General features: G+C 65.8%; 5 protein-coding genes and 1 pseudogene. 3 read left to right on the top strand and 3 right to left on the bottom strand.

Annotation, left to right across the window (positions count from 1 at the left end):
* The coding region (locus tag Q427_RS26980; RefSeq protein WP_043518613.1) for an EamA family transporter at window positions 1–398 on the bottom strand (398 nt) is incomplete at its 3' end.
* Window positions 399–484: 86 nt separating this feature from the next.
* On the opposite strand from Q427_RS26980, the gene Q427_RS26975 reads away from it, so the two are divergent.
* Window positions 485–1393 carry a LysR family transcriptional regulator gene (locus Q427_RS26975; protein ID WP_043518611.1) on the top strand — a complete coding sequence of 303 codons (909 nt, stop codon included), beginning with the start codon at window positions 485–487 and terminating at the stop codon, window positions 1391–1393.
* 778 nt (window positions 1394–2171) lie between these two features.
* Here Q427_RS26975 and Q427_RS26965 read toward each other — a convergent pair.
* Window positions 2172–3084, bottom strand: a pseudogene (locus tag Q427_RS26965) (AEC family transporter).
* 179 nt (window positions 3085–3263) lie between these two features.
* On the opposite strand from Q427_RS26965, the gene Q427_RS26960 reads away from it, so the two are divergent.
* Complete coding sequence (locus Q427_RS26960) at window positions 3264–3719, top strand: hypothetical protein (RefSeq protein WP_231613946.1); 456 nt, start codon at window positions 3264–3266, stop codon at window positions 3717–3719.
* Complete coding sequence (locus Q427_RS26955) at window positions 3716–4312, top strand: SCO family protein (RefSeq protein WP_043518606.1); 597 nt, start codon at window positions 3716–3718, stop codon at window positions 4310–4312. The genes Q427_RS26960 and Q427_RS26955 overlap by 4 nt, the downstream gene beginning before the upstream one ends.
* Window position 4313: 1 nt before the next feature.
* On the opposite strand, the gene Q427_RS26950 is transcribed toward Q427_RS26955, so the two are convergent.
* Window positions 4314–5159: poly(3-hydroxybutyrate) depolymerase (locus Q427_RS26950; RefSeq protein WP_043518604.1), on the bottom strand; the 846-nt coding region annotated here is incomplete at its 5' end.

Raw genomic sequence — 5159 nt, 5'->3', positions numbered from 1 at the left:
GTGGCGACGGCCATGCCCGCCCAGCCTCGGGCCGACAGGCGTTCGCCGAGCCAGGGTCCGGCCAGGGCCGCAGCGAGTAGCGGCTGAAGCGCGGTAATCAGGGCGGCCACGCCGGTGCTCACGCCATGCTCGAGCGCCAGTATCACCCCCAGCAGGTAGCCGCCCATGGTCAGGCTGCCGACGGCCATCTCCCGCCTTACATCGCGCAGCGCCAGCCGAGCACCGCCGATCAGTCGCCACCAGACGGCGACCAGCAGGCTCGCCAGAAGAAAACGCCAGGCAAACAGCGACAGCACCGGCGTATCGGCCTCGGTCGCCAGCCTGCCTCCGACGAAGCCGGAGCTCCAGCACACCACGAAGCCCATGGCGATCAGTGGTGAAACCCATGACGCTCGCATTCTCCTCCCTCCTGGATGAACTGACCTTGAGCATGGGTGAGAAATGGATTTCAATGTATCGATAACTATTCGAGCGAGCATTCAATATGTCTGAAGTCTCGTCCGCGGCACTGGACCTGGAGCTGTTGCGCAGCTTTCAGGCGGCCGCCCAGCTGGGGTCGCTGGCTGCTGCGGCACAGCAGCGGCACCGCACCGTCAGCGCTATCAGCATGCAGATCAAGCGATTGGAGGAGGCGCTGGGCTCGCGATTGCTGGAGCGGGGCTCACGGGGCGTGAAGCCGACAGCCATCGGCGAGGCCCTGCTGCAGGAGTCCCGCGAGCTGCTGCGACTGCATGACGGCATGTTGTCACGATTCACCGGGCGCGGCCTGGGCGGCAAGCTGCGCCTGGGGTTGCCGGAAGACTATGCGCGGGAGCTGTTGGGCAGCGTGCTGCCGGAGTTCATGGCGCACCATCCCGATGTGCTGCTCGAGATCGTGACCGCCACCAGTGGCGAGCTGGCCAGACAGCTGAGCCGCTCCCAGCTGACGCTGTCGGTGCTGCTGGACCGCCCCCACCCGCTGCCGGGGGGCGAGGTGCTCTGGCATACCTCGCCTGTCTGGGCCGGTCCTCGGGTCGGTGACCTGAGCGGCAGGGCACGCCTTCCCCTGGCGATGCACGAGGTGGACTGTCCCTATCGGGCCCTGGCCATCGAAGCGCTCGAGGCGATTGGGCGGCCCTGGCATGCGGTCTTTACCAGTACCAGCATCCATGCCGTCGAGAAGGCGGTGGAAATGGGCCTGGCAATCAGCGTACTCGACCGCGAGCGGCTGACCGGGGCCATGCGCGAGCTGGGACCCGCGGAAGATATGCCGCCGCTCAAACGTTGTGAGGCGAGGCTGCATTTCGCCCCACATATTGCCATCGCCTCCCAGCCGGCAGCAGAGGCGATGGCCCGCCTGCTGCGCGATCGCCTGACCCACCGCGGACCCTGGCTCAGTGTTGGTGTGTCCTGAGCGAGAGGCGGAGGCGGCACTGCCGGTGGAGAAAGCAGCTGTTGGAGCGCTCGGTTCGGCGCTCCGAGTTCCCATCGCGACTGGCGCCTCGGCGGAGGCTGTCATGGTTGGCGACGATCGTCAGCGTCGGCAACACCACCGGGAGTCCTTCGGCCTCCAGTCGCCGATGCGTCGGACCGGAGCTGAAGCTTCCTCCGACAGCGGTGTGGCGCCGTCGGTGGAAAGTATCATTGTTGGAGCGCTGCTCCGCATCGCGACTGGCGCCGATAGGCGCCTTGGCGGAGGCTGCATGGTTGGCGACGATCGTCAGCGTCGGCAACACCGCCGGGAGTCCTTCGGCCTCCAGTCGCGAGCTGAAGCTGCTCCTACAACGGCATGGCACCGTCGGCGGATAGAATCGCTGTAGGAGCGCTGCTCCGCATCGCGACTGGCGCCGTCAGGCGCTTGGCGGAGGCTGTCATGGTTGGCGACGATCGTCAGCGCTGGCAACACCGCCGGGAGGCTTGCAGCCTCCAGTCGCGAGCTGAAGCTGCTCCTACAACGGCGTGGCACCGTCGGTGGGTAGAATCTCGGAGCCAATGAGGGGAGAAACAAAAAAAGCGCCTCCAGAGGAGGCGCAGGCAAGACCGTGACTAGCAAATGAGGGGGAGAAACCATAATGAGGAACTGGCGATCCTCTTATGGGTGTGGCGCCTCATCAAACGCCACACCCTCACTGTAATCATTCTCGTTTGCGCCGTCAACACAAATGCGAATACTTTTTATTAAGTTTTATTGGTTAGCCGGCCAGGCGCAGCCAGAGCGGCAGCGTTGCCATGGCCAGCAGGGTCTGGCCGGTGATCAGGGCAGCCATCAGCTCGGCGTCCCCTCCCAGTTGGCGGCCAGGATATAGGCCGAGGTGGCGGTGGGCAGCGCGGCGAAGAGTAGCGCCACGTCCCGGCTCACCGGGTCCAGCCCCAGCACCAGGGCGAGCAGCAGGACCAGCGCGGGCATCAGTGCCAGCTTCACCAGGTTGGATGTCCAGACGCCACGGTCCAGGCGTACCAGTGCCCGGGGACGCAGGGCCACTCCCACCGCGACCAGACCCAGTGGCAGGGCGGCGCGTCCCAGCAGTTCCACCGTGGCACCGCTCCAGCCGGGCAGTCCGATGCCGGTCAGGTTCAGGGCGATACCGACCAGGCAGGCGAGAATCAGCGGGTTGCGTACCAGTGCCAGCAGGCTCTTGCCCAGGCTTGAGGGCCCCAGCGTGCCGGCGGCAATGAAGCTCGCCACGCAGAGTACGTTGACCACCGGCACCATCAGGCCACGGCCACCGCCGCCACGGTGGCACCGGCGGAGCCGTGCAGTGCCGCCGCTCCGGCAACCCCCACGTAGGTGTTGAAGCGCAGCGCGCCCTGAAACACCGAGGTGAAGGCCGCCGATTCGAGCCCCAGCTTCGGCCGAAGGGCCCACAGCAGGGCGGCGAAGAGCAGCATGGCGCCGAGCAGTGCCATGGCCAGGCGGACGACGGGTACCTGGCCGACATCGGCGGTTGCCAGGGTGGCCACCAGCATGGCGGGAAACAGCAGAAAGTAGATCAGCCGCTCCATGGCGGGCCAGAAACCGTCGCCGGGCAGGCGACGCCAGCCCAGCACGGCGCCCAGCAGTATCAGCAGAAACAGCGGTCCCAATGCCTGCGCCACACCTTCCATTCGAACTCCTTTCAACCCTTGCAAAGCCGCTGCCCTGCGACATCCATCCACGGTCGATGCCCGGCAAATGCTGTTAAGCTTACCCCTCTGTCGCCTCTCATTGGAGTGCTGCTTTCGCCGTCATGAGCTCATCCACTCATCCAGACCCAAGGGATACCCGCTTTCCCGGACTCCGCCTGATGATCCTGGCCACCCTGTTGGCACTGGCGGTGGCCCTGTGGTACCTGGTCTCTCATCTGGTGCGGGGCGATCACGGCATTGCCTGGTACGACGCAGCGGCTCCCTGCGAGTTTCATCGGTCTTCCTGCCAGGTGATGCTGGGGGACGCCCGGTACCTGAGTCTGGCGGCCGATGCCCCTGGGGGGATTCGGGCGCTGGAGCTGCTGCCCCTGACGGTAACGCTGGAGGGCGTGGAGGCCACTGCCGTTCATGTCGACTTCGTGGGTCGCGATATGGATATGGGCTTGCACCGGTTCCCTCTCGAAGCGCAGGATAATGGGCGCTATGAGGGGGTTGCGCAGGTGCCGATCTGCACCGAGGCAACCATGGCCTGGCTTGCCCAGGTCGTGGTGGAGACCACCGATGGCCGGCTGGGTAGCCGGTTCGATTTTACTGTGGAGCGAAGTGTGCCATGAAGCGACAGGGTATCTGGAAGGTGTTGGGTGTCGTGGTCGTGCTGGCCGTGGCGCTCGGTGGCTATGGTTGGTACGAGCAGCAGAGGGCAGCGGATGATGGCGGTCCTCGGGGCGGTCCGGTAGAGATGCCCTCCACCCAGGGTGACTTCTCGTTGACCCAGATGGATGAGGACCAGGTCGCCATCCTCTTCTTCGGCTATACCTACTGCCCGGACGTCTGCCCCATGAGCATGGCCGTGATTCGTCAGGTCATGCAGGGGTTGGATGACGAGCAGCGCCAGCGGGTGGTGCCGGTGATGATCACGGTGGACCCCGAGCGGGATACGCTGGAGCGTCTGGAAGAGTACGTGGGCTTTTTTGGCGATGACTTCATCGGTGTGGCCGGCAATGAGGAACAGCTCGAGGAACTGGCCGGGCGCTATAACGTGGTATGGCGGCGGGTGGAAACGCCGGATTCGGCGATGGAATACACCGTCGACCACAGTTCCTCGCTCTATCTGGTCGACCGTGACGGCCAGATCCTGCAGCGGGTGCTCTATTCGCCGACGCCTCACCCGCTGCGCTCGGCGCTGGAGAGCGAGCTGGGCAGCTAGGTCATTCGTCCTCGGCCGGGCTCTCCTCCAGCCGGTCGATCATGGCCATCAGCGCCCGTACCTGAACGCCTTCCCGGGTATCGTGCAGGGGGTCGAGCTGCCAGGTGCTCTCGGTAAAACCCCACCAGTCCCAGCAGCCCTGGGGGTTGGCCAGGCTGGTTTCCGCCTGGGGGTAGAGCACGACCCGCTGGTTGGCCACGGCCCACTCGTTGAGCCCGCTGTGGCGTACGAAGGCCTCGCCGATTTGCTTGCTGTCCATCCCGCAGCCATGCAGGGCGAGTGTCAGATCACAGCCACCTGCCTTGCACGCCTCGGGTACCAGGGCATAGCCCACGTCGCCCATTCCGCGCACCGCAAACTCCTCCTGATCGAAGCGCAGCAGCTGCGTCATATCGACCTCTTGTGCCGGGACAAGCTCGCCATGCAGCCAGGCCAGTGCCTCGCCGGCGATATCCGTACCGCATGCCAGCAGGTGTGTTCCGCCACCACCGCGACACTCGGCCAGCCAACTGGGCGGAATCTGCTCGTCGGAGCGGATGGGCCAGCCGTGGCCGGCGTCCGGCGCGAGGTGCACCTTCAGTTGATCTCCGGCATTGGCCAGCCAACCGGCCAGCTGCTCGGCCAGGGCTTCTCCCAGGGAGGAATCGACGACGTTGTCGGCTTCGCCGTGCCACACATAGGCACGCAGCTCGGCCAGCTCGTCGGCATCACCCACCAGCTCACGTGCCTGGTAATCGCGCAGCTTCAGATTCAGGGCGGCGAGGTCCGGAGGACCTCGCCGGGTTGACATGCACTGGCCCAGGGCACGTCCGAGGCCGCCCTGGGCGCAGCTCCACGGGCCGGCGGC

It is taken from the genome of Halomonas sp. BC04 (assembly GCF_000568385.1).
This window is presented reverse-complemented; position numbering and strand designations above follow the sequence as displayed.